Raw genomic sequence first — 23,100 nt, 5'->3', positions numbered from 1 at the left:
TTTATTTAACGTAAGGTTCTTTACTTTTAATTTATATTTGATTTAAAATAACCTCTATGAAAAAGAGCTTTCTATTCTATTTTATTCTTGTAACTTTTCCTGTTTTCTGCCAAATTAGATTAAGTGACGTATCCGTAGAGTTAAAAAAGAAAACTGATTTTCATCAGTTGATCACTACAGTAAATCCCAAAACAAATGAAATTTACACTTTTGCATCTGATAATGAAAAACTCTTTGGTGCAAAATTCAGTAGCTCTGTTTTTTTTAGAGATAGCTTAAGTACTAAAAGACCTTTTAATTACCGCTATTTATTAGGTGGAAGCTTTCTGGAAAACAATAATCCTGTAGCCTATTTTTCTACAGAAGATCTTACACGAGTTATTAGTGTTGAATTTGATTTTGCAAAAAGAACTAATTTAATTAGGGATTTGAACCTTAATTTAAAAGGCGAAATTATTTATACGCAATTTGCTGATAAAGGCAGCTACTATTTTATCACTAAAGGAAGAAATGAAAATGAATTACAATTAATAAAATTAAACGGAAACACCCTTATAAAAAAGTACCTTGATTTTAAAGCGTTTAATTTTGAAAATAATCCTTCAAATAAAAGCGATATTACCAATCTTATTGAAGAATTTGGACTAACCTTAATTGAGAAAAAAGGTTTTAGTTCTCTCCTAGATGGAAGTCAAAAGATCAAATTTTATTTAGAAAGTGATAAAATAATTTTAATATTAAATCTTGATTCAACGAAAACATCTACTTATGAAATAAACTTAAATTCTTTTTCCATTAGCGAAAAAATTTTTAAAAGCAGCAAGTTAGTAAACGTGCAACAATCTAATTCTTTACTATTCGAAAACAACTTAGTTATTCTATCTTCCACTGCTAATTCATGCGAAATACAATTTATTAACTACACAGATAAGTTGATTATAAAAACGTATACCATTGATAATTTAAAACCAAATCCTTTCTCTAGTTCTTTTTATAGTATCGTAGAAAACAGTTCACCTAATAATATAAAGACGCCTAAAAAATTCATTAGTGCTATTTCAAATTCTGAATTGGGAATTTCAATCTATAATTTCAATGGAGTATATATTGCTTCATTTGGTGGCATTCAGTATCGAGGTAATTCAAATGATTTCTTAAATCAATTGGGGTCAATTAATGGCAGCTTTTATGGTCTAGATTTTGGAAATCTAAGCAGCAATTATGCTTTGCAAAATAATTTAATAGATGTTGATTTCGATTCCTCTTTTAAGGAAATTAAACCTGTTAATCAACCGCTATTCATTGATAAAATAGGTCAATTTATAAGTGAAAATAAAAATGTAAAACTGGATTATTACTTTTTCTTTAACAATTTCTATATCTTGAGCTATTATGATTCTAAAACCAAACAAATAGTTTTACGAAAATTTACTGACGGTTTTGATCATTAATTTATGTTTCCAATAGCATTTCATCCTTTATATCAGCATTCTCTTCCCGAAGGACATCGATTTCCTATGTTGAAATACGAACTCTTACCACAACAATTATTGCTTGAAGGCACAGCAAGCCAATTAGATTTTTTTGAACCTTCAATTTGCGAATTGAAACATGTTTTGGCCATTCATATAAAAGAATATGTAGATGATTTACTAAACTTAACTTTAGATCCAAAAGCTGCAAGGAAAATAGGATTTCCTCTTTCAAAGGAATTAGTGCAGCGAGAATTGATAATTGCTCAAGGAACCATAACTGGTGCTCAAAAATCATTTGAAACAAAAGTTTCTTTTAACATTGCAGGGGGAACCCACCATGCATACTCTACCCACGGTGAAGCTTTTTGTTTACTAAATGATCAAGCAATTGCCGCTCAGTTTTTATTAGATAACAATCTTGCAAAGCGAATTCTAATTATCGATTTAGATGTACACCAAGGAAATGGAACCGCTGAAATTTTTCAAAATAATCCAACTGTTTTTACTTTTTCAACACACGGAAAAACGAACTATCCTTTTAAAAAAGAAGTCTCTGACTTAGATATCGCCTTTGAAGATGGCACAAATGATGATGAATTTCTAAAAACAATCCGAAAGGCTATTCCAAAATTAATTGAAACGCATAAACCTGATTTTATCTTTTACTTAGCTGGTGTCGACATTTTATCAACTGATAAGTTAGGTAAATTAGGATGCTCTATTGAAGGCTGTAAAAAAAGGGACGAGACAGTTTTTGAACTTTGCGCGAAATATCAAATTCCTGTTCAAGTGTCTATGGGTGGCGGTTACTCACCAGATATAAAAACGATTATAGAAGCACATGCCAATACATTTAGAGCTGCAAAAGATATTTTTTAAAAAAACAAAACACCACTTTAATTTTTAGATGACTATTTTTAGATGCTAGTCCTTTTATTTTTAGCAATCAACAAACTTTATTTTTTTTGTAACTTAATTATTATGAAAATTAAGAAATCTCCTTTAAAATATATTTAAAGATTAGTTTTAACATTTATTTTTGTTAAATAAATATCCGAATAGGCTATTGATTTGTCCGAATGGGCTGTCTAAATTCTTTATTATAATCTTAATTTCGCAAACTAATTCCATTTTTTGCCTCCGCAAAAGAAATAAACGCGAACTAATTCCAAAAAAAATATTTTAAAACAATTCATTATGAAAACAAAATTACTTTCTTTTTTAATGTTGCTTACACTAACAATCAATTACGCTCAAACCACTGCATCAGCAGCAGGAATTGCAATTCAAGGAATTGCAAGAGACAATAATAATACGGCAAGAGTTAGCGCCACTTTAAGTTTGACGTTTCGTATTTATTACGGTTCAAATGTTCAAATTTATGAAGACACAAAAACGGTTACTACAGATGCTTTTGGTGTTTTTTCTATTGTTTTAGAGCCTGGTGATAACAACAATATCGTGATTGCCAATACTCAAGCTTTTTTAAAAATTTCGGAAGGATCCACAATCATCTCTGATGAAAAGCTAAAACAAGTACCCTATGCTATTGCTGCCAGTAATGGGGTGCCAACAGGATCTATTATGCCATTCATTGGCACTACTGCACCAGTAGGATGGATATTGTGTAACGGATCTGCCTTACCTTTAGATGCTTCTGCAGCAGCATTAAAAATACTTCTTGGGACTGATAACGCTCCTAATTTACAAGGAATGTTTTTAAGAGGTACGGGTATAAGTCCGGTTAATAGTCAAGCTGGCCCTGGTTTAAAGGCTACTCAGGGCGATGACATTAAAAGTCACAATCATGAAAAAGGAGGATTAATAACAACTGGTGGTGACCATAGTCATAAATACCGATCTGGACATGGAAATGATGCTGGAATAAAGAGCGCTGATCAGTATGCTGGTGAGATCGGTCGTTTTTCAACTGAAAATACAACAGAAGGATCAGGAGCACATACCCATCCTATTGCAGGTTACACTGCAAATACAGGAGGCTCAGAAACCCGCCCGGTGAATTACGGTGTGAATTATATTATAAAATTATAAGTTATAATTATGAAAAAAATAATTATAGCTTTATTCCTTGGCCTCATCGCCACGGGACTGAGAGCGCAAAATACCGAGGGTGCCAAAGTGGTTCCTGCCTCTCAGGCCATTCAGAAAAACGGGTTTACCATTCAGGTAGGACTCCCTTATTTAGGACAAAATGTAAATACTACTTCTAGAATAGTGCAACCTGTAGACGTTCGTTTCCCATGGAATGTACTGTACTTGTTTCCTACATTTGCCGAAGAATCTTTTGATGTTTCTAAAGGATATTTTGGTGATAAAATATTGATTAGTTGGGATTTGAGAAGTAATTTTGACAAAATTACTAGTATTAAAATTTACAAAAGAGAATACAATGTAGCACAAGACAAACCCTATCAATTTGTAGGAAGTGTTTCTCCTAGTGTAACACAATATGAAGACCGCTATGCCGAAGGTGGTGTGCTGTTTCAGTACAAAATTGTAGCTGAGGGCGTTAGTAAAATCGAAAGTTTATACTCCACTTATATTACTGGTTTTGGGTATAGAAACCCAACGGCAGTTGTGACAGGAAACATTAGTTATAAAGGAGGTAATCCTGTAAAAGATGTCATAGTAATGGCTAGTTCAGCTGGAACAAGTGTCAATCAAGGAGGTTCCTTGCTTATACCAGCAACTACAAATTTAAAAATTGAGAATTTTAATTCGGCAATTACTACTGCAGTTACTTACCAAGCATGGGCAAAACCAAAATCTGCTTATACAGATGATGCAGGAACGGCCATCAAGTTGTTTCAACTTAAAAGTTTGGACAACAAAACAATTGATGCTTCGGTACAATTGCAAGCTACTAGTAAAAAAATAGTAGTGAAAATTGGAACCGCTGATTACGTACTTGAAAATTATTACCCTTCTGGACTTATCAATAGTAGGGGGGATGATGTAATGATTCCGGTTTCGAACTTCAACACTAATTTCATGCACTTTTCCGTAATTATGAAAGAGGGTGCAGTGCCCACATTATTAATTAATGGAAGAGCTATATCCAGTGCATACAAAGATCTTGTTAACACAAAATTGCAAGGTACCGATCCCTCTTATACAGCTCCCTATTTTAATGTTACCATTCCAACGGCAACCAACACTTTAAAAATTGCTGGTGCTGATACACAATGGAAAAACATCTATGTGGGCGGTGGAAGAGATGCTTATCACGATGAAATTAGAGTGTGGAAAGCGGTCTTGGAAGCGCAACAAATCCGTACGGATTATTCCCGTTACATTAGCGGTAATGATTCTCGTTTAGTAGCGTATTTAAGAGCCAATGAAAAAGTGGGCCAATTTGCATATGATTTATCTAGAGATGGATTTAATTATAACAAAAACCACGGAAAATTAGGCGACGCCATTACTGCCGTTACTTGGGCTAATGCTGCGGGAGATTTCCCAACGAGCAGTCAACTAGGTATTCTAGGAGTTACTGATGCAAAAGGAAACTATGAGATTACGGCCATACCCTATTCCGGTACGGGTGAATCTTTTACCATAACCCCTTTGTACGGACAACATAAATTTGAACCTGGACAACAATTAGTATTTTTAGGACAAGGTTCTGAGGTAGTGAATAAAATTAGCTTTATAGACAACTCCTCTTTTAGTTTTAAAGGGCAAATTGCCTATAACACAAGAGGTGTGTTCCCTTCGTATGTAGAAGTTGATACCAAATTGCCAACTAATGAAGGAACCTCATGGATTAACGGCCCTGGAATTTTAGACGAGGGCTACAATTATTATACAAAAGGAAGTGAGAAATTTTCAAAAGGACAGTACTGGTTGAATAACAATGGAACACCTACTGATACTACAGACGATTATTTGGATCGATATGCTAGTATTAAAACCCAAGGTGCCAATGTTTTTATTGACGGAATTATTGTTTTGGACGAAAACAGCATGCCAGTAGTCACAGACGACACAGGCTATTTTGATATAAGTGTGCCTATTGGTAATCACTACATAACAGTAAAAAAAGACGGTCACGAATTTACTTACAATGGACGATTCCCTGCTGGAACGGGGTCCACTAAAGAATTTTTTGAAGATTCAAACGAAGCCGTTGTTTTTGTAGATAATACAAAAGTTACTGTAATAGGTAAGGTGGTTGGTGGATCTATTGAGGCCGCTAAAAAAGCTGGTTTTGGAGAAGATGGACTTAAAACAGTAGCTGTAAAAGACGTTAGCGGCAATACAAAAACTATTGATGTTAGTACTCGAAACAATATTGGAGTCGCAGCATTTACTTTAGGCTATGCACCCGCTGGCTCTACGGTAACTCCGTATACAAGAACTTCGTTCAACACCAATATAACTTCGGGAGAATACCGTGTTTCGCTATTACCGTTGCAATATGAATTGAAAGCAGAAAATGTAACGATTTCTAAAAATACGTCTATTGCATTGATAAAGGCGGGTACTTCAGAAACACTTAATTTCGCAAAAGTAGAAGCAACTACAAAGCCTACTTTTACGTATACCGACAATTCATTCGAGAAAAAGCTAGAAGGAAAACCGTATCACTACGAAAAAAGTTTTGTTTATAGATCGACTCCTGTGTTACAAGTAACAGAGCAAACTTCAGATAAAAAAATCACAGTTAACGGCACAGATGTAGAGACTGGAGACTTTACAAACCCAGTTTATTCGCAATTTAAAGAATATCAAATAGTATTAAACCGTTTTGAACGCTATACTAACAAAGATAGTGGTACCGCTGTTGAGATAAAAGTACCCGTTAGTGATGGGGAACTGATCGCAAATAATAATTTAGCTTTGATCGATTCTGGAAAATTAGTTGTAGATTCAAATAATGAAAGTAAATTAACGTACACTTTTAAAGGAGGACTGCCATCGATTGCACCTCCATTTACAATTACGAGTAGTTTAAAATACCGTATTAACGAGGTAGATTATGATGTTGAAGGTTATAATCCAACAGGAATTATATTGGGAGGAAAGTCTGATGGAAGTCAAACATTTGTAACTGCTGCTCCGGATATCCCTGAAATTATTTTAAGAGATCCACCGGGATCTAATAGTTTTGCTTCTATCGAAAAAGGAGAAAGTATTTCTTTTACTACCGAAAATTCATTTGCAAATTCTGAAGGGTTTACAACTGATTTTAAAATTATGGGAGGTGTTAAATTTGCTGCTGGTGGTGGTCTTGTTGGCCCAATAATTGAATCAGAGGGGTTTAATAATATTAATGTAGGTATAGGCGTCAACCATTCTTCGTCAGATGGAAAAAGCCTTACTAAAACCTATACTTTTAGTAAAACCATTTCTACTAGTGATGACCCTGACTTTGTAGGCTCTATGGGGGATTTATACATAGGGAACTCTAAAAATCAATTTTATGGTTCATTTGATGATGTGAAACCGTCTACGACCGTACCTAAGAAGACCGTTAATGGAGTGCAACAAGAATTAGCTTCTTTTGAATATGTCAATTTAGGAACTACAGATGTGCCGTTATACGTTAGTAAACAAAAAGCAGTTTATTTTGTAGACGAACCTTCTGAAACATTTTTTGTATACTCACAAAAGCACATTCTAGAAACTCTAATTCCAGAATATGAATTGTTTATTACTAATATAGACAATGGCACTTTAATCCCCGGGAAAGACGGTGCTTTAAGCAAAGCGCAATATCTAGAAAGAATTCGATTGTGGAAAAAATTGATTTTGGACAATGAGTTAAATAAGTATTTAGCGAAAAATAACCGCATAGACTATAAAGCTAAGGTAACTAATGTACTTAACGAGTTTAACACTTCTATTACTAATGAAATTGAAGAGGGAAATGCTGGGCCAACTGCCGAAAAGAACCTAAGAGATAAACTGACAGAATCTAAAAAAACAAGTGATTTACTAAATCAGTATTTTCAAAAAAATATTTCATTTGACGCTGGTGTGGGTGAATATTCTCAAAGTGTAGAAACTAGTATCATTAATACCACATCTTTAGCATATAATTTAACGATTGATGAAAGTTTTGGTTTAGATATTGGGTTTGCAGTCAATTCTACTGGTATTTTAACCTCTACAAAAGGAGTCTTTCAACAGGACATTAATTCTTCTCTTACAGAAGAATCAACCCAAACTACAACAGTTGGCTATACCTTAAAAGATAATGACACAGCCAACTTTTTAAGTGTAGACGTTGTGAATGCTTTTGATGGAAATGGGCCAATATTTATAACACAAGGAGGTAGAACATCCTGCCCGTATGAAGGAGCCGAAGAGTCGGTGTTTTTTAGTGATAAAAAGTTTAAGGATTATATTGCTGCATCATTAGCTTTTGACAAGAGTATAATTGCAAAACAGAAGGAAATTGACGCAATAAAAGACAATAAAAATACTCCTAAAGCTACAAGAGATTATAATGAGTATTTGAGATCATTATTAAGAGCTCAGAAACAAAACATCATAACTCAAAAATCAGATCTTGAAAAAGCCTTTTCAAGTAATATTGAATGTTGCGTAAATGATGACAAAGCACGGTTAAGTTATGCTACTCAAAAACTAGAAGTACCCGTTTTGAAAGTTACTGCTGCTGATGTAAGTAATATTACCGAAGGTAGAAATGCTGAGTTTGAATTGATATTAGAGAATCAAAGTGCTGCAGGTATTAATGCTGATTACAAATTAGTTGTTGACAATACCAGCAACCCAGATAATGCCATCATCAATATTGAACCAAATGGGACAATAGTAAATGTGCCTTATGGGAAAGCGATTACCTACAAGTTGACCTTAGGGAAATCAATTTCGGATGTATATGATTATAAAAATATTAAAATTAGATTAGAATCGCTTTGTGATGGAGCAGATGTAAGTTCCGAAGTTACTATTTCTGCACAATTCGTTCCATCTTGTTCATTAGTTCTTGTAAACGCGCCTTTGAGCAACTGGGTTTATAATAGAGAAGTAGCGTATAATACTGATGGAACAACTAAACCGTTACAAGTAAAACTGAATGGATATAATACTAAATTTGCTAGTTTTAAAAAGATTGATTTAGAATATCGATTGGCTACAGCTTCTAATTGGACACGCCTGCAAACCTATTATGGCACACAAGTTTTTTATGATGCAGCTGTTTTAGCCAGTGAAACTAATATTAAATTCATAGGTACAGATGCGATATTAAACTATGCATTTGACATTGCCGCTTTGAAATTAGCGGATGGAAGATATGAAATTCGCGCTAGAAGTACGTGTACAAATGATACTGAATTTATTTCGGACATCACAACTGGTAGAGTCGACTTGAATGCGCCATTGCGCTTTGGTACACCATTACCTATTGATGGTATTTTAGGAGCAGGAGAAGATTTGAAGGTAAGTTTTAACGAACCTATTTTTTATAATTCGGCAGTTTCTACCATTGAAATCAAAGGTCAAACCAATCAATTAGAAATTGACAACAATGTATCTCTTCGATTTGACGGAACTACAAATCAAGCGGTTATTAATAGTCCTAGAATTACTAGTGGAGATCTAGCTTTTGAATTTTGGATGAAAAATAGTACCACTTCAAATGAAGCTACTATACTTTCTCAAAAAGAAGGAGTAACAATTAAATTATTAAACGGATCTATTTATTTTACACTTGGTAATTTGACAGTGAGTGGTGGTGTTGCAAACGATGGATTGTTTCATCACTATACTTTTACCCATAAAAACAATAGTGGTACGCTTCGTATTTATCAAGACGACAAAGAAATTGGTGCTAGTATAGGTGTGAGTAATGCGCAATTTTCAAACAATAATGCCTTAAATATAGGAGGAAACACATTTATTGGAAACATGCACGACTTACGACTATGGAGTAAAGATATCAATCTAGATGAGGCTTATGCCAAAATGTATGCAAAACTGATCGGAAATGAGGCTAATTTAGTTGGTTATTGGCCTATGGACGAAGGCAGAGGAACGATAGCTAATGATAAAGCAAGATTCAAACATGCCATTGTTAAAGAGGTATGGGATATTAAGCCGAAAGGAACTTCCTATGAATTTACAAACGATCAGTATTTGACATTAGATAAAGTTGGCTCTGTGCAGTTAACTAAAGAAATGGATGCTACAATTTCATTCTGGATGAAAACAGGTATTTCGCAGGAAGCAACTCTATTCTCAAACGGAAAAGGTGATGGTAGCGATTTAATACAGTCCAATGGTCTTTCTAATAAGTGGGCTATCAATTTGAAATCTAACGGTAAATTAACTTTTGAAACTGAAGGCAATTCGTATGAATTAGCCAGTCAAAATATGGCGGACAACTCCTGGCATCATGTAACATTATTATTCAACAGATTAGGTTCTTTACGAACGTATGTCGATGCTGTTTCAGTTTCTTCAAATTTAATGGCAACTATTGGCGGTTTCTCTGGAAACAAGATTTGGTTAGGAGCACGTGGATCATCTGATATCACAGGTTCCGTAGCTGTTGATCGTACTTATACTGGTAAATTAGACGAGTTCCGACTGTGGAATACGTTACGTAATGTTGAGCAAATAACCCGCGACCGATTTAATGAAATTAGCCCAGAAAGTATCGGATTAATGCTGTATGCAAAAATGAATCAACCAGATCCTATAACCGCAAATGGTCCTCGCTATTTTCATGTGGAAAAAGGACAATCTGGATTTCCAGATAATGCTATTTTGAATGCAGGTGTTCTCAAGTATTCTGAAGATGTACCGCCAATTAAACCGGAAAGAACATTAATTAAGTTTCAGGTAAACAATGTTGTAAATCAGGATCAAATGATTTTAGAACCAGTGGTAACCGACTGGGCTTCCTTAGAAGGTCAAATTATTGATATTACAGTAGATAAAATGTTTGACAGCGCCAATAACATGCAACAATCCCCTATTACATGGACAGCCTATGTAAAACGCAACGAAGTAAGTTGGTTTGCAGAAGGATACAATGAAGTAATCGATATTGTTAAAAAAACTGGCGAAGAAAAATCATTTGAAATTACATTATTGAATAAAGGAGGAAAGGGACAGCCTTACATTATTAGTAATCTTCCAAAATGGTTGACTTTAAGTAAAACTAGCGGGACTATTTCGCCAGACAGTAGAGTAATAATTATTGCTACTATTGACAAAGAATTGACTCCAGCTGAATATCTCGAAAGTATTTTTTTAAAGACTGATTTTGGTTACGATGAAAAAATGCAAATCAAATTGCGAGTTTTAGCAGCTGAGCCAAACTGGACCGTAAATCCTGCTAATTACAAATACAGTATGAATATTGTAGGTAGAATTAAAGTAGATGGGAATTTTTCTGAAGATAATTATGATAGAATAGCTGCATTTTCAAATGGACAAGCCCGCGGGGTAGCTAAGTTAATCTATAATTCATCTTACAAGCAGTATTATGCTTTCTTGACGATTTATAGCAATTCTACGAGTATTGAACCTATCGACTTTAAAATTTGGGATGCTTCTCGAGGTATAACTCAAGTGGCAGTAATGAACGAACAGTCATCTATTATTTTTCAAGAAAACGCAATTTTAGGAAAACTAAGTTTACCTGTCATTTTCGAAAATTCTACTGTAGTCGTGCAAAATATAGCTTTTAATGCAGGATGGACTTGGATATCAATGAACGTAAACGATCCTAGTTTTTCAAACCTTAACGCTTTGACTAAAGACCTAAAATTAGAAACCTCTGATCGCATGTTGACTAATTCACCAGCACGTTTAGAAAACTACTTTAAAAATGAGGCTTTACCGGCCAATAGTGGTTGGTCAGGAACTATCTCTACCTACGGTGGCTTGAATAATTCTAAGATGATCAAAGTATTCATGACACATGAACAACCTTTAACTATTAAAGGCACTGCTGTAGATGTTGCTAATTGGAGTTTTCCAATTCAAGAGAATTGGAATTGGCTTCCATATACTTTAAGTGGCAACCAGCAAACTAATGAAGCATTAGCCTATTTTGAAGCCACTGATGGTGATGTGGTCAAATCACAAAATCTGTTTGCTATTTACGATCCTCTCATTGGCTGGAACGGAACACTCAATTATTTAGAATCAGGCAAAGGATATATGATTAAATCTAGTAAAGCACAAACTTTTAAATATCCAAGTTATTTAGCAAACACCCGGAAATTAGCAAAAACGAGCAAGATTAAAAATGAAATTAACGCAAGTCAGGAAACCATTAAAGATGAGTTTAAGCAGTACCCAGATAATATGAATGCCGTGGTTTTATTACCAGCAGGATATAATAAATTGTTTGCGTATGATAGTAAAGGCGTTTTAAAAGGATCAACAGTTAATCAAACTGTAAATGATGGTAAATTAAGTTTTATTACAGTTTATGGAGATACGGAAGAAGATTTGGTATTCTACATTGGCGATGAAATTAGCAACAAAAAAACATCAAAAAAGTTTATTTTTAAAGGAAACGATGTTCTAGGAACTATAGCAAAACCATTAATACTAGAAGACATGATAAATCCTGTTAGTATCTATCCAAGTCCATTTGATAATGAAATAACTATAAATGCGAATGCTAATAAAGATCAAAGCATTAACATCCGACTATTTTCAATATCAGGTAAATTAGTATTAGAGGTAAATCAAAACGTGATTAGAGGTGAAAATATATTAAAAATTCAGCCAAATGTAGGGTCCGGAGTTTATTTACTTCAAATTACGATCAATGAAGAAACCATCACGCAAAAAGTAATAAAAAATTAGAATTAAATCAATTTAGACTCCACGACACCTCTACGGGTGTTTTGGAGATTTAAATCAATTTATAATTTAAAATATGAAAAATTATATATACAGTACTCTTCTACTGTTTCTGATAAGTTTTAACACATTTAGTCAAACTCCTCCTTGGACTGTGAATGAAAATAATTTTCAATACACAATGACTTTTGTTGGATCTTTAAATATTGATGGTGTTAGATTAGGCAATGTGAATGACAAGGTTGCTGCCTTTGTAAACGGGGAGTGTCGAGGAGTTTCAAGTTTAATATATGTTTCTACTGAAAACAAGTACTATGCTTATTTAACGGTATTTTCTAATTTGAATAACGAAACAATTAGTTTTAAAATTTATGATTCGACTGATAATGTAGTTAGAAATGTTGTTGCTAACGCAAGTTTTACATCTAATGCAAATCTTGGTAACCTGTCTCTGCCTTATATTTTTTCAAACAAGACACTGCAAAAAGGTGCAGATCTATTAGAAGTGGGCTTTGTAGGTGTTACGCGTAATGATTTAAGTATCAATGGTAATAAAATAACGGTTTACCTTAATCCAGGTCAAATTGTAACTTCTTTGAACGCAACCTTTACTAATAGCATTGGAGCTAGTGTTTATATTGGACAAACACAACAGGTGTCAGGTTCAAATAATTTAGACTTTACTAATCCTGTTACGTTCAAAGTCTTTTCAGAAGACCAAAGTGTTGTAAAAGAATGGATTGTGGCCATACAGTTTCCCGCTTATCCCGTAACCTTACCAACTGTTTTTACTTTATCAAAATTAACAATTGACGAAAATCAGCCTGCTGGAACAATTGTTGGAGATTTTAATGTACTTATTGAAGACAGAGCTGTTACTAACCTTACTTTAGTGAGTGGTGATGGTGGTTTTGATAATGCTGCATTTGATATCATAGGAAATAAGTTAAGAGTAAAAAGCGTCTTCGATTTTGAAATGAAAAGCAGTTACAAAATTCGCGTTCAAGCGATCAGTAATCGTAAAGAAGTTGTAGAAAAAAGTTTTGAAATCACTGTAATCGACGATAAATTACCAACAGTTTTTACTTTATCAAAGTTGACTATTGATGAAAATAAGCCTGTTGGAACTGCAGTAGGCGATTTTACTGTGTTAAAAGAAGATAGGAATCTTTTTACTTTAACATTAGTAAATGGAACAGATGGCGATGACAATTTATTTTTCGAAATTTTAGGAAATAGCTTAAAGACAAAAGAAATTTTTGACTTTGAAACAAAAAACATTTATAAAATTCGTGTTAAAGCTGAAAATACATTAGGCGAGATCCTATTTGCTACTTTTAATATTGCTATCAATGACATTAATGACATACCCATTTTAATCACATTAAGTAATGCTAAAATTAATGAAAATTTACCTGCTGGTTCAGTCATAGGAACATTAACAACAAAAGATCAGGACAAGGATACTAGTAGATATAGTTTTTTTGATGCTGGTTCTGATTATTTAAACTTTGATATAGTAGGCGATCAATTAGTTTTAAAGAAAAGTTTAGATTTTGAAACGCAACAAATTTATCAATTTGAAATTATTAGTAACGATCAAAGAGGCGGTGAAGTAAAAGAGAAGATAACTGTTTTTGCAGTCAATGTAAATGAAAATCCAGTAATAACTAAAAATTTGACATCTAATACTTTAGATTTTGTTTTGTCGCAATTATCTAATAACGCGGTTATCGTTGGAAAAGTAGAAGCTACTGATGTTGACGCAAACAGCGTCCTTAGTTTTGAAATAATTTCAAATCAAAATGTCCCATTTTCAATAAATAAAGACGGTGTCATAAGCTTTGATGGTATAATTGACGCCGATAACAAAAGGACTTATAGTTTTAACGTCAAAGTAACGGATAATGGTTCTCCTAACCTTTCGGACACGATCCAAATAAATATTACTGTTGAATTTAAATTAGACGACAAGTTAATGTTTAACAATTTAGTTTCACCCAATGGAGATGGTCATAATGATCGATTACTAATCAATAACATAACCTCCTTTAGTAATTATATTTTGATTATTTATAATTCAAAAGGTCAAATAGTTTTTACAACTAGTAATTATAAAAATGATTGGGTAGGTAGTGGCTTAGCTGAAGGAGATTATTATTTATATTTTGAAGGAAAAGATCAAAACAATAAAGAACACATTTATAAAGAGTTAGTTAGACTTGTCTTTAATTAGATTGGAGCAACGTCACACAATGGTATGCTGCACTTTATAAATTATCAAACATTAAAATTAAATGAAATATATAGCAAAAAAATTAGTGTATAGCTTCGTTCTTGTATTACTAATTATGTCTTCGAGTAACGCACAATATCAATTAAACAATCGCTTAATACAAAAAAATAAGTTAGGTATCAATGTTGCTTATGCTGGCGAGCTCAATAAAACACGGATGTCACTGGTTATTGGAGTTAATCCAAACAAAATAGAAGATGCAAATACGTTGAACTGGCAACAAGCTACTCTCGATCTACCATTGGCCAATAAATTATCAACAGCTACAATTTTTACTAAGATAGCAACGGGTAGTTTTTCACAAATACAAATTAAACAAGCATTTGCTTATAAAGTAGATTTTTCTGAAGAGCAAACTTTATCCGTTGGTTTTGGGTTGAGCTATAACCAGCAAAATGTAGATTTAAAAAATGGATTTTCTCCAAATGATTATGTCGATTTGGATGATCCATACTTATCACTAGAGAATTACCATCAAAATAAATTAGGCTTAGAGATCGGCTTTGTATATCAATTAAAAGATTTTCAATTATCAGTATCTCTCCCATCTTTAGGACAAGACAAACCATACAATAATGAATTTACGGCATACACCGAATATAAATTTAAATTAAATAAAGACCTTGATTTGATCCCCTCTGTTTTATTTGTGCAAACTCAAAACGGTAAATATGAACTAACAAATAGCCTAAATTTAGACTATCAAAAAAAGGGCTGGTTGCAAGTAGGCTATGTAGATATTGGTCAAGTTGTGATGGGATTTGGAATAAATGTGAAAGGTCTTGGAATAGGTTACAATTTCGGATATAATGTTGATAACAATATTAGCTCTATTTTTGGGAACACCCATCAATTTGGATTATTTTTCAACTTGTAAATACTAAGAATTTAGAACCGAAGTCCTCTTCAAACACTAACCACAACTACGCAGATTTATATTTGTGCAGCTGTGGTTTTTTTAGTAATAATCAATTGTAGTTTGATAAATTAGTTGTTCATTTCAACTCATTATAATCTTTTTGCAGTGAGCTTTGATTTACCAATAGGCAGTTATAAGAAAACAGTTGCATAAAATTCCCATTGTCTTAACATCACTTATCAAGAATATTTATTTTAACCTCAAGCAATCACCATCTCTGGAATTTCACCTTCAATAATTAGTTCCGCTTCTGTAGCAGCGATAATTTGTTCAACTGTAACGCCCGGAGCACGCTCTAGCAGCTTAAATCCTTTTGTAGTAACCTCTAAAACTGCAAGTTCAGTTACTACCTTTTTAACACAGCCTACGCCAGTTAATGGTAAAGTACATCTCTTGAGTATTTTTGATTCACCCGCTCTATTCACATGCATCATGGCAACAATAATATTTTCAGCAGACGCAACTAAATCCATAGCACCACCCATTCCCTTTACCATTTTACCTGGTATTTTCCAATTGGCAATATCACCGTTTTCAGCAACTTCCATTGCACCAAGAATAGTTAAATCTACTTTTTTACTACGGATCATTCCAAAACTAAAAGCAGAATCAAAAAAACTAGCTCCTGGCAAAGTTGTAATTGTTTGTTTTCCAGCATTGATAATATCAGCGTCTTCCTCTCCTTCAAAAGGAAAAGGCCCCATCCCTAAGACACCATTTTCACTTTGAAACTCGACATCAATTCCATCAGGGACAAAATTTGCCACTAATGTTGGAATACCAATTCCTAAATTTACATAATAGCGGTCTTTGACTTCTTTTGCTATTCTTTTTGCTATGTCTTCTTTTGTTAACATAATGTATATTTTAATTAAATGCTTAATTTTACCGCAGCGCGTTGAATACTAAAGTCTTATTACTTTTTTCTTACTGTTCTTTGTTCAATTCTTTTTTCAAAGTTGTCACCTTTAAAAATGCGTTGAACCATAATCCCCGGAATGTGAATTTCATTAGGATCGAGTGAACCTACAGGTAACAAATGCTCCACTTCGGCAATCGTAATTTTTGCTGCACCCGCCATGCAAGCATTAAAGTTTCTTGCTGTTCCTTTAAAAATTAGATTTCCTGCTTCGTCGCCTTTCCAGGCTTTCACAATAGCAAAATCAGCTTTGTATGCTAATTCCATTACATGCATTTTTCCGTTAAATTCTCGCGTTTCTTTACCTTCAGCCACTTCTGTCCCAAAGCCAGCAGGGGTGAAAAAAGCGGGAATTCCGGCTTGTGCAGCGCGACATTTTTCGGCTAGTGTTCCCTGTGGCGTTAGCTCTACATCAAGTTCACCCGAAAGCATTTGACGTTCAAACTCGGCATTCTCACCTACGTATGAAGAAATCATTTTTTTGATTTGGTGCTTTTTTAAAAGTAAACCAAGACCAAATTCATCTACACCAGCATTATTAGAAATACAGGTTAGATCTCTTGTTTCTTTTTGAACGAGTTCAGCAATACTGTTCTCTGGAATACCACATAATCCGAAGCCGCCTAACATAATCGTCATTCCATTTTCAATACCTTGAAGTGCTTCTTGAACGTTATTTACTTTTTTGTTAATCATAAAATGAGTTGTAATAATCTAATTATAAATTAATAAAATAATATTGTTTCTGATAATACTGTATTTCATTTTTTGCGTTAAGCAAACTAACACCCTAGCCCTGGTTACTTCACCAACTTTATATTTCTATTGGAGTTCAGTGAACTTTGTTTGCAATGAAAATCCTTTTTGTAGTTAAATCCTAAAAGGTTTAAACATAAAAAGATTGTAATAAATAGCGGGATTAAGCTTCCAAAGAAAGGAATTTTATAATTCGAATTCTCCCGTATCTTGCTCAACATCTAGGGAATCTACGACTTTCTTGGCGACATAACAATCTACCTTTATCGATAGATTTGTAGGTCTTTCAAATGGTGCTTTAGAAACTTTCAATTCAGGATCTTCATAACAAAGTTTCATAAAGTATCCCCACACAGGTAATGCAGCTGTTGCTCCTTGACCGTAAGTTATACTTTTAAATCGTGCAGATCTATCCTCACATCCTACCCAAACTCCAGTAACAAGATTAGGTACCATCCCCATAAACCAACCGTCAGATTGATTTTGAGTTGTTCCTGTTTTACCAGCAATTGGATTCTTAAATTGATAAGGATAACCTGTCCAGCGATTATCACCATTACCTCCGCCGGTGGTTCTTAAACGATCTCCTGAGCCACCTTCAGTAACTCCTTCTAGTAGCTTTATTACCGCGTAAGCTATATCTTTATTTAGCACATCATGCGATTCTGGAATTGGTTCGTAGATGATTACACCACTTTTATCCTCAATTTTTGATATAAATTGAGGTTTCATATAAACTCCTTGATTAGCAAATGTACTGTAAGCTGCAACCATATCCTCAACCGTAATTTCGACAGCTCCTAACGCGATTGATGGCTGTAATGGAATTTCGGATTTAATTCCTAATTTGTGGGCTAAGTCTACAACAGCTTCAGGTCCTACTTTGTCCATAAGCTTTGCTGAGATTGTATTTATAGAGTTTGCTAAACCTCTTTTTAAAGTTACCATTCCGCGGTATTTATTATCAGAATTTCGAGGCTCCCAATCTTCAGTAACATTATGACGTCCTTTACGAATCATAAATGGCCCATCAATAAGTGAATCGCAAGGTGACATATTCAATTGTTCAATAGCTGTTGCATAAACAAATGGTTTGAAAGTAGATCCTACTTGTCTAGCACCTTGCCCTACGTGATCGTATTGAAAATACTTATAATTGATACCGCCAACCCATGCTTTTACATTTCCTGTTTGCGGTTCCATTGCCATCAATCCAGATTGTAAAAAATGCTTGTAATAACGTATAGAATCTAGTGGCGTCATAATAGTATCTTTTTCCCCTTTCCATGAGAATACAGTCATTTTTGTCTTTTCACTAAATGATTTTATAATCTCTTCGTCACTTTTGTCCATTGATTTCATAACAGCCCATCTACTAGAAGATTTCATGGCTTGATTTAAAATTCTTTGAGTTTCTACTGTAGAAATATTTACAAATGGGGCGTTCTTATTGCCTTTGGCTTGTTTAAAAAATTCCTCTTGAAGATTTGCCATGTGAGCTTCAACAGCTTTTTCGGCGTGTAATTGCATGCGGGAATCAATAGTGGTATATATTTTTAAACCATCTTTGTAAATATCATAATCAGAACCATCAGACTTTTTATTAGTTTCTGCCCATTTTTTCATATAATCACGAAGATATTCTCTAAAATAAGTCGCTGTTCCGTCTTTATGAGTTTCTAACTTGAAGTTTAGCTTTATTGGTAGATCTTGTAATTTTAATTTTTGATCTTCGGTAATGATATCACCTTTTTCCATTTGCGAAAGCACTACATTTCGACGATTTTTTACACCCTGCGGATTTCTAATAGGATTATATAAACCAGAATTTTTAAACATCCCTACTAAGATTGCAGATTCCTCAATAGTTAAATCCTTTGGTTCTTTCGAAAAATATGTTTTTGCTGCCGAGCTAACACCAACTGAATTGTTTCCAAAATCATAAACATTGCAATACATTGCAATAATTTCGTTTTTAGTGTATTGTCTTTCTAATCGGATAGCAATAATCCATTCTTTTATTTTTTGCACAATTCTAAAAGGTAAAAATTTAGAACCTTCACCATGGAATAATTGTTTGGCTAGTTGCTGTGTCAAAGTACTTGCGCCACCACTCGTGCCTAAACTAGAAATAGCTCTTAAAGTTCCTCGTCCATCAATACCTGAATGTTCATAGAAACGAGCGTCTTCGGTGGCTACTAGTGCTTGAACTAAGTTTTTAGGTAAATCAGAATATTTTAATTGCGACCTATTTTTTTGGAAATATTTACCAATTACTACACCGTCTGCCGATATAACTTCGGTAGCTAAATTAGAATCGGGATTCTCTAGATCTTCAAATGAAGGCATCGATCCAAAAATACCCCAGGAAGCAAATAAGAAGAATAAAGCAATACTTCCAAGTCCAATAAAGAATATTTTCCAAAATTTCTTTTGATAATATGCAATATTTTTTTCAGCACCTTTTGCTTGGTTGTTGTTTTTTTTGATAGCCATAATACTATATTATTCTTTTTTTTCTATTCTAAATCCTACTTCAGTAATTCCGTCTAGGAACTGCACGCCTGGTACTTTACCGTTTTCTCTAACAGCTTGCTTAATATGAACCTTATAAGTTGATCTAAACCGCACGTTTTCTTTATAAAAAAGTTTACTTTCCTTAATGTCCGAAAAACCATCACCTAATAAGGTACCATCTGGATCAGCCATTTGATACTCTAAAGTGTCTACTTTTGTAAATCCATTGGGTAATTCTAGTGCCACAATTAAGAACAAATTGTTGTACTTATAATTATTGTTCGCTCTTAAAGTTACAAATAGATTGTACCGTTTAGTTGAATCAAGCTGCGGCAAATCAAAGTTTACAATACTGTCTTTATTCCAGGATTCTCCAACTGATTTATAATCGTCAAAAACTCTTTTTTTATCGCAGGATGATAAAAGAATAATCACCAAAAAGAGTAAAGCACTATTTTTTATCCACATTCTTCGTAATAATTATTGGTTTTCTTGGCTCAGCAGGTTTATTTTCCGCAGGAGCTGGACGGTTGTTTTGTGGAGATTTATTATTGCTCGTTATTTTATTATTGACAGTCTTAGTATTGTTGGCTACAATCGCATTTTCCCCAACTGTTTTTCGTTTTTTCGTTGATTTTTTCTTTGCTTTAGGTTGGTCAAAACGAGTTAAACTCTCTTGTCCCATTGCATTGTTGAAGTTTTTCTCTACCTCAACTACAATTTCTATTGCAAAATCTTCAAGTGACGAAACTTTATTTTTTAATTTATTTTCAGCTAGAATTTCTTTGACTTGGTCGATTTTTAATACATGCCAATTTGCAAAATTGTTCGTATAGGCAAACCACATTAATCCTTTAAAGATATCTTGTTTTTGGCAAATGGCATCTCCTTTTTCAGTAACTAATCTAGTTTCAAAATCTGGAAAATCTTTCAACGCATCCATATAAGTATCTAACTCATAGTTTAGACAACATTTTAGCTTTCCACATTGACCGGCTAATTTTTGTGGATTCAAAGATAGTTGTTGGTAGCGCGCTGCAGAAGTATTAACACTCCTAAAATCAGTCAGCCAGGTAGAACAGCATAATTCTCTTCCACAGGAACCAATCCCGCCCAAGCGAGCCGCTTCTTGTCGAAAGCCAACTTGCTTCATTTCAATTCTAGTACTAAATTCCTTGGCAAAATCTTTAATTAAAGCTCGGAAATCAATTCGATCGTTAGCGGTGTAGTAAAATGTTGCTTTTGATCCATCACCTTGAAATTCAATATCTGAAATTTTCATTTCTAGTTTTTGAGCAATCGCTAATTCACGTGCTCTTACTTTCATTTGCTCTTCCTTATCACGAGCAACAGACCAAATATCGATGTCTTTTTGAGATGCTTTTCTGTATATTTTTGGAACATCATTGCTTAAATGATTGACTCCTTTTTTCTTCATTTGGATCTTAACTAATTCGCCAGTCAAAGTTACGATCCCTATATCATGACCCGGAGAAGCAACAGTAGCTACAATGTCTCCCATACTCAAAGTTAGTTTCTCCGTATTGCGATAAAATTCTTTTCTACCATTTTTAAAACGTACTTCAACGCAGTCAAAAGGAGCGTCTCCATTAGGCAAACTCATATTAGAAAGCCAGTCGAAAACAGTCAATTTATTGCAGCTATCGGTGCCGCAAGTCCCATTATTTTTACAACCCTTAGGTGCACCACCATCAGAAGTTGAACAACTTGTACATGCCATAATTTTATATATAGTGTTGTGAAGAACACAACTTAAGTTCTTAAAACGATTAAGTCGTAAAGATAGTATTTTTTAATTTTATGGAACAACGCCTATTAGCGGCAATACATCATAAATTTATACTAAAAAAACCCATTACAATTTGATGTGTAGTGGGTAAATTTGAAATAATTTAAAAAAAAATTTTAATCTAAAACTTTGTATAATTTATCAGACAAACGAATTCTAAATGGCAATTTAAAAGTACAGGTATCTCCTAAGGTCGCAATTTTAGCATCTGTGTCGTTAACAAACATTTCTTCGATGATTATTTGCTGTTCTCCAGTAGTTGCTCCTTTTATTAGGATGGTATCACCAATCTTTATTTCCCCTTCTTCAATAAAAAATTGAGCGACGCTTGGTTTTGGAAAAAAGTGAGTTCCTTTTCCAATGTATTGTTTTTTAAGTTTTACTTCTTTTTTTAAAACAGTAGCCACTCTGCGAGCCGTTTTTGTTTCTGCTAATTCCGAAAGATTGGGAATCGCAGCTAATGGATCATGATTATTCTTAAATGTCAACACATCTGATTTTCCTTTTTTGAAAATCATATTACCGTTTTTAATTCCTCTTCTTACCACTTTTTGTTCCTCTTCAGGCAAGTGAATTACATCTACACAGGCAGAGGAACAACAGCCTTCCATTGCTGATGCACATTCTTCACATTGAATAAAAAGTAAGTGGCAACCTTCATTTGCACAATTGGTATGTACATCACACGGTTTTCCGCATTGATGGCATTGCGATACAATGTCATCAGTAATTCTTTCTCCCAAGCGGTGATCGAATACAAAGTTTTTTCCAATGAATTTACTTTCTAATCCTTGCTCTTTTACTTGGCGTGTATATTCAATGATCCCGCCTTCCAATTGGTATACGTTTTCAAAACCTTTGTGTTTAAAGTAAGCACTTGCTTTCTCGCACCGAATTCCTCCCGTGCAGTACATCAATAATTTTTTGTCTTGCTTATGTTGCGCTAATTGCTCTTCGATTATAGGCAAGCTTTCGCGAAAAGTGTCAACATCTGTTTTTATAGCTTTTGTAAAATGACCGATTTCGCTCTCGTAATGATTGCGCATATCGACTACAATAGTGTTTGGATCTTCTAATAAGTCATTGAATTCTTGTGCTTTGAGATGAATTCCAATATTAGTTACATCAAAAGTTTCATCTACCAAACCATCGGCAACAATCTTGTCACGAACTTTTACGGTGAGTTTCAAGAAGGAGTGATCATCCTGTTCTACGGCAATATTCAAACGAATTCCTTTCATGAAATGGTACGCTTCTATAGTGTCTTTAAACGCATAGAAATTATCAGCCGGAAGTGAAAGTTGGGCATTTATCCCTTCATTAGCGACATAAATCCGGCCCAGAACTCCTAATGGATTCCACGCTAGAAATAAATCATTACGAAATTGAGTTGGATTTTGAATTTGCGCATAAGCATAGAAAGACAAAGTAAGTCTTTGTTTTCCAGCATCATCAATCATGATGGCTCTTTCTTCTGCGCTTAAGGTGTTATACAGTTGCATGCTATAAACAGTTTAAGTTGAGAAATATATTTTTTGCAAAAGTAGATAATTTGACCGCAAAGTTCGCAAAGTTTATCAATGATTT

At 33.9% G+C, this 23,100-nt stretch carries 12 protein-coding genes; 6 read left to right on the top strand and 6 right to left on the bottom strand.

Annotated features, from left to right (window positions below; genetic code table 11):
• Positions 1-56 precede the first annotated feature (56 nt).
• From BUA99_RS14130 to BUA99_RS14105, 6 genes are all read left to right on the top strand, one after another.
• Entirely contained in the window at positions 57-1,451 is a 1,395-nt protein-coding gene (locus tag BUA99_RS14130; protein WP_072993784.1) for a hypothetical protein, read from the top strand.
• Between the two features lie 3 nt (positions 1,452-1,454).
• Entirely contained in the window at positions 1,455-2,354 is a 900-nt protein-coding gene (locus BUA99_RS14125) for a histone deacetylase family protein (RefSeq protein WP_072993781.1), read from the top strand.
• Between the two features lie 318 nt (positions 2,355-2,672).
• A complete protein-coding gene (locus BUA99_RS14120) occupies positions 2,673-3,527 on the top strand; it encodes a tail fiber protein (RefSeq protein WP_072993778.1) in 855 nt (284 codons plus the stop codon).
• 9 nt (positions 3,528-3,536) lie between these two features.
• On the top strand, positions 3,537-12,299 hold the full coding sequence (locus tag BUA99_RS14115; RefSeq protein WP_072993775.1) for a T9SS type A sorting domain-containing protein: 8,763 nt from the start codon (positions 3,537-3,539) through the stop codon (positions 12,297-12,299).
• Between the two features lie 73 nt (positions 12,300-12,372).
• Complete coding sequence (locus BUA99_RS14110) at positions 12,373-14,532, top strand: cadherin domain-containing protein (protein WP_072993771.1); 2,160 nt, start codon at positions 12,373-12,375, stop codon at positions 14,530-14,532.
• A 61-nt stretch (positions 14,533-14,593) separates the two neighbouring features.
• Positions 14,594-15,469 (top strand): PorP/SprF family type IX secretion system membrane protein, encoded by an 876-nt coding sequence (locus BUA99_RS14105; protein WP_072993770.1) that lies wholly within the window; start codon positions 14,594-14,596, stop codon positions 15,467-15,469.
• 242 nt (positions 15,470-15,711) lie between these two features.
• Here the strand turns inward: BUA99_RS14105 and BUA99_RS14100 are convergent, their stop codons facing one another.
• The 6 genes from BUA99_RS14100 to trhO form a co-directional block, all read right to left on the bottom strand.
• On the bottom strand, positions 15,712-16,368 hold the full coding sequence (locus BUA99_RS14100; protein WP_072993767.1) for a CoA transferase subunit B: 657 nt from the start codon (positions 16,366-16,368) through the stop codon (positions 15,712-15,714).
• Positions 16,369-16,427: 59 nt separating this feature from the next.
• Positions 16,428-17,126, bottom strand: coding sequence for a CoA transferase subunit A (locus tag BUA99_RS14095; protein ID WP_072993764.1), 699 nt, complete (start codon positions 17,124-17,126; stop codon positions 16,428-16,430).
• Positions 17,127-17,372: 246 nt separating this feature from the next.
• Entirely contained in the window at positions 17,373-19,682 is a 2,310-nt protein-coding gene (locus BUA99_RS14090) for a penicillin-binding protein 1A (protein ID WP_072993762.1), read from the bottom strand.
• Positions 19,683-19,691: 9 nt separating this feature from the next.
• Entirely contained in the window at positions 19,692-20,171 is a 480-nt protein-coding gene (locus BUA99_RS14085; RefSeq protein ID WP_072993760.1) for a gliding motility lipoprotein GldH, read from the bottom strand.
• Positions 20,155-21,444 carry a PSP1 domain-containing protein gene (locus tag BUA99_RS14080; RefSeq protein WP_072993756.1) on the bottom strand — a complete coding sequence of 430 codons (1,290 nt, stop codon included), beginning with the start codon at positions 21,442-21,444 and terminating at the stop codon, positions 20,155-20,157. The genes BUA99_RS14085 and BUA99_RS14080 overlap by 17 nt, the downstream gene beginning before the upstream one ends.
• 185 nt (positions 21,445-21,629) lie before the next feature.
• Complete coding sequence (trhO, locus tag BUA99_RS14075) at positions 21,630-23,015, bottom strand: oxygen-dependent tRNA uridine(34) hydroxylase TrhO (protein WP_072993753.1); 1,386 nt, start codon at positions 23,013-23,015, stop codon at positions 21,630-21,632.
• Positions 23,016-23,100: the final 85 nt, after the last annotated feature.

This window comes from Flavobacterium segetis, from assembly GCF_900129575.1.
Classification (GTDB): Bacteria; Bacteroidota; Bacteroidia; order Flavobacteriales; family Flavobacteriaceae; genus Flavobacterium; species Flavobacterium segetis.
The sequence above is the reverse complement of the archived record's forward strand: the minus strand, read 5'-3'. Positions and strand labels throughout refer to the sequence as shown.